This is a genomic window from Xanthomonas sp. NCPPB 2922 (genome assembly GCF_041520885.1).
GTDB lineage: Bacteria > Pseudomonadota > Gammaproteobacteria > Xanthomonadales > Xanthomonadaceae > Xanthomonas > Xanthomonas campestris.
On sequence record NZ_JBGOFY010000044.1, the window covers coordinates 2501 to 5548 of the forward strand.

Sequence of the window (3048 nt, forward strand, 5' to 3'; positions counted from 1 at the left end):
CGGCAGTATCTTGCAGTGAATTCATAGCTGCTTGAAGCGAACCCGGTGAACTGAAATATCTAAGTAACCGGAGGAAAAGAAATCAACCGAGATTCCCTGAGTAGTGACGAGCGAACGGGGAACAGCCCTTAAGCTGGAATGGCTTTAGAAAAACAATCTGGAAAGATTGGCCACAGAAGGTGATAGCCCTGTATTTAAAAGGGCCACTCCAGTGAAGACGAGTAGGGCGGGGCACGTGAAACCCTGTCTGAATATGGGGGGACCATCCTCCAAGGCTAAATACTCCTGACCGACCGATAGTGAACCAGTACCGTGAGGGAAAGGCGAAAAGAACCCCGGAGAGGGGAGTGAAATAGATCCTGAAACCGTGTGCGTACAAGCAGTAGGAGCTCGCAAGAGTGACTGCGTACCTTTTGTATAATGGGTCAGCGACTTACTGTTCGTGGCAAGCTTAACCGTATAGGGGAGGCGAAGGGAAACCGAGTCTGATAAGGGCGCATAGTCGCGGGCAGTAGACCCGAAACCGGGTGATCTAGTCATGGCCAGGGTGAAGGTGCCGTAACAGGTACTGGAGGCCCGAACCCACGTCTGTTGCAAAAGACGGGGATGAGCTGTGATTAGGAGTGAAAAGCTAATCGAACCCGGAGATAGCTGGTTCTCCTCGAAAGCTATTTAGGTAGCGCCTCGGACGAATACTACTGGGGGTAGAGCACTGTTATGGCTAGGGGGTCATCGCGACTTACCAAACCATTGCAAACTCCGAATACCAGTACGTACTATCCGGGAGACACACGGCGGGTGCTAACGTCCGTCGTGAAAAGGGAAACAACCCAGACCCACAGCTAAGGTCCCAAATTCACTGCTAAGTGGAAAACGATGTGGAAAGGCATAGACAGCCAGGAGGTTGGCTTAGAAGCAGCCACCCTTTAAAGAAAGCGTAATAGCTCACTGGTCGAGTCGGTCTGCGCGGAAGATTTAACGGGGCTAAGCAGTGAACCGAAGCTTGGGGTGCGTAAAACTTCGGTTTTATGCGCGGTAGAGGAGCGTTCCGTAAGCCTGCGAAGGTGGATTGAGAAGTCTGCTGGAGGTATCGGAAGTGCGAATGCTGACATGAGTAACGATAATGCGGGTGAAAAGCCCGCACGCCGAAAGCCCAAGGTTTCCTTGCGCAACGTTAATCGACGCAGGGTTAGTCGGTCCCTAAGGCGAGGGCGAAAGCCGTAGTCGATGGGAAGCAGGTTAATATTCCTGCACCTCGCGTGAGTGCGATGGAGGGACGGAGAAGGTTAGGTGTACCGGGCGTTGGTTGTCCCGGGGAAAGGCGGTAGGTTTGGATCTTTGGCAAATCCGGGATCCTTTAAGACCGAGCACCGAGACGAGCCTTTATGGCGAAGTCACTGATACCACGCTTCCAGGAAAAGCTCCTAAGCTTCAGCTCACGAAGACCGTACCGTAAACCGACACAGGTGGGTAGGATGAGAATTCTCAGGCGCTTGAGAGAACTCGGGTGAAGGAACTAGGCAACATGGCACCGTAACTTCGGGAGAAGGTGCACCCTTTTTGGTGGCTCATGCGAGCTATAGCTGAAGAGGGTCGCAGAAACCAGGCCGCTGCGACTGTTTATCAAAAACACAGCACTCTGCAAACACGAAAGTGGACGTATAGGGTGTGACGCCTGCCCGGTGCTGGAAGGTTAATTGATGGGGTCAGCCGCAAGGCGAAGCTCTTGATCGAAGCCCCAGTAAACGGCGGCCGTAACTATAACGGTCCTAAGGTAGCGAAATTCCTTGTCGGGTAAGTTCCGACCTGCACGAATGGCGTAACGACAGCGGCGCTGTCTCCACCCGAGACTCAGTGAAATTGAAATCGCTGTGAAGATGCAGCGTTCCCGTGGCAAGACGGAAAGACCCCGTGAACCTTTACTATAGCTTTACACTGAACGTTGAGTTCGTCTGTGTAGGATAGGTGGGAGGCTATGAAACTGTGGCGCTAGCTGCAGTGGAGCCAACCTTGAAATACCACCCTGTCGTGCTTGACGTTCTAACCTAGATCCGTTATCCGGATCAGGGACCGTGTATGGTGGGTAGTTTGACTGGGGCGGTCTCCTCCTAAAGAGTAACGGAGGAGCACGAAGGTACGCTCAGCGCGGTCGGACATCGCGCACTGTGTGCAAAGGCATAAGCGTGCTTGACTGCAAGATCGACGGATCAAGCAGGTACGAAAGTAGGTCTTAGTGATCCGGTGGTTCTGTATGGAAGGGCCATCGCTCAACGGATAAAAGGTACTCCGGGGATAACAGGCTGATACCGCCCAAGAGTTCATATCGACGGCGGTGTTTGGCACCTCGATGTCGGCTCATCACATCCTGGGGCTGTAGTCGGTCCCAAGGGTATGGCTGTTCGCCATTTAAAGTGGTACGCGAGCTGGGTTCAGAACGTCGTGAGACAGTTCGGTCCCTATCTGCCATGGGCGTTGGAAGTTTGAGAGGGGCTGCTCCTAGTACGAGAGGACCGGAGTGGACGAACCTCTGGTGTTCCGGTTGTCACGCCAGTGGCATTGCCGGGTAGCTATGTTCGGAAGCGATAACCGCTGAAAGCATCTAAGCGGGAAGCGCGCCTCAAGATGAGACTTCCCGGGGCACAAGCCCCCTAAAGGAACCATATAGACTATGTGGTTGATAGGTCAGGTGTGTAAGTACAGCAATGTATTGAGCTAACTGATACTAATGATCCGTGCGGCTTGACCATATAACCTCAAGTTGCCTTGGTCCCAACGAACGTTGGTAGATCCGCAAACGCAAGCTACGTCACAAGTTAACTATGCGAGACTGGGCGCCTTAATCCGTTTCTTGGATGGCGACGCTCCAACCGTCTCCCTGGTGAAATTAGCGCTGTGGAACCACCCGATCCCATCCCGAACTCGGAAGTGAAACGCAGCTGCGCCGATGGTAGTGTGGCTCAAGCCATGCGAGAGTAGGTCATCGCCAGGGGCTTTACCCGAAACCCTCAGTCCAACAGGACTGAGGGTTTCTTTTTGCCTGCAATTTGA

2 rRNA genes (1 of these 2 running past the window's edge) are annotated in these 3048 nt (G+C 53.2%); both read left to right on the plus strand.

The features are described 5' to 3' along the window. Positions 1-2747 (plus strand): 23S ribosomal RNA (locus ACD584_RS21720); it begins 136 nt to the left of the window's first position. A gap of 127 nt (positions 2748-2874) precedes the next feature. Further along, positions 2875-2989 (plus strand): 5S ribosomal RNA (gene rrf / locus ACD584_RS21725). Positions 2990-3048 lie beyond the last annotated feature (59 nt).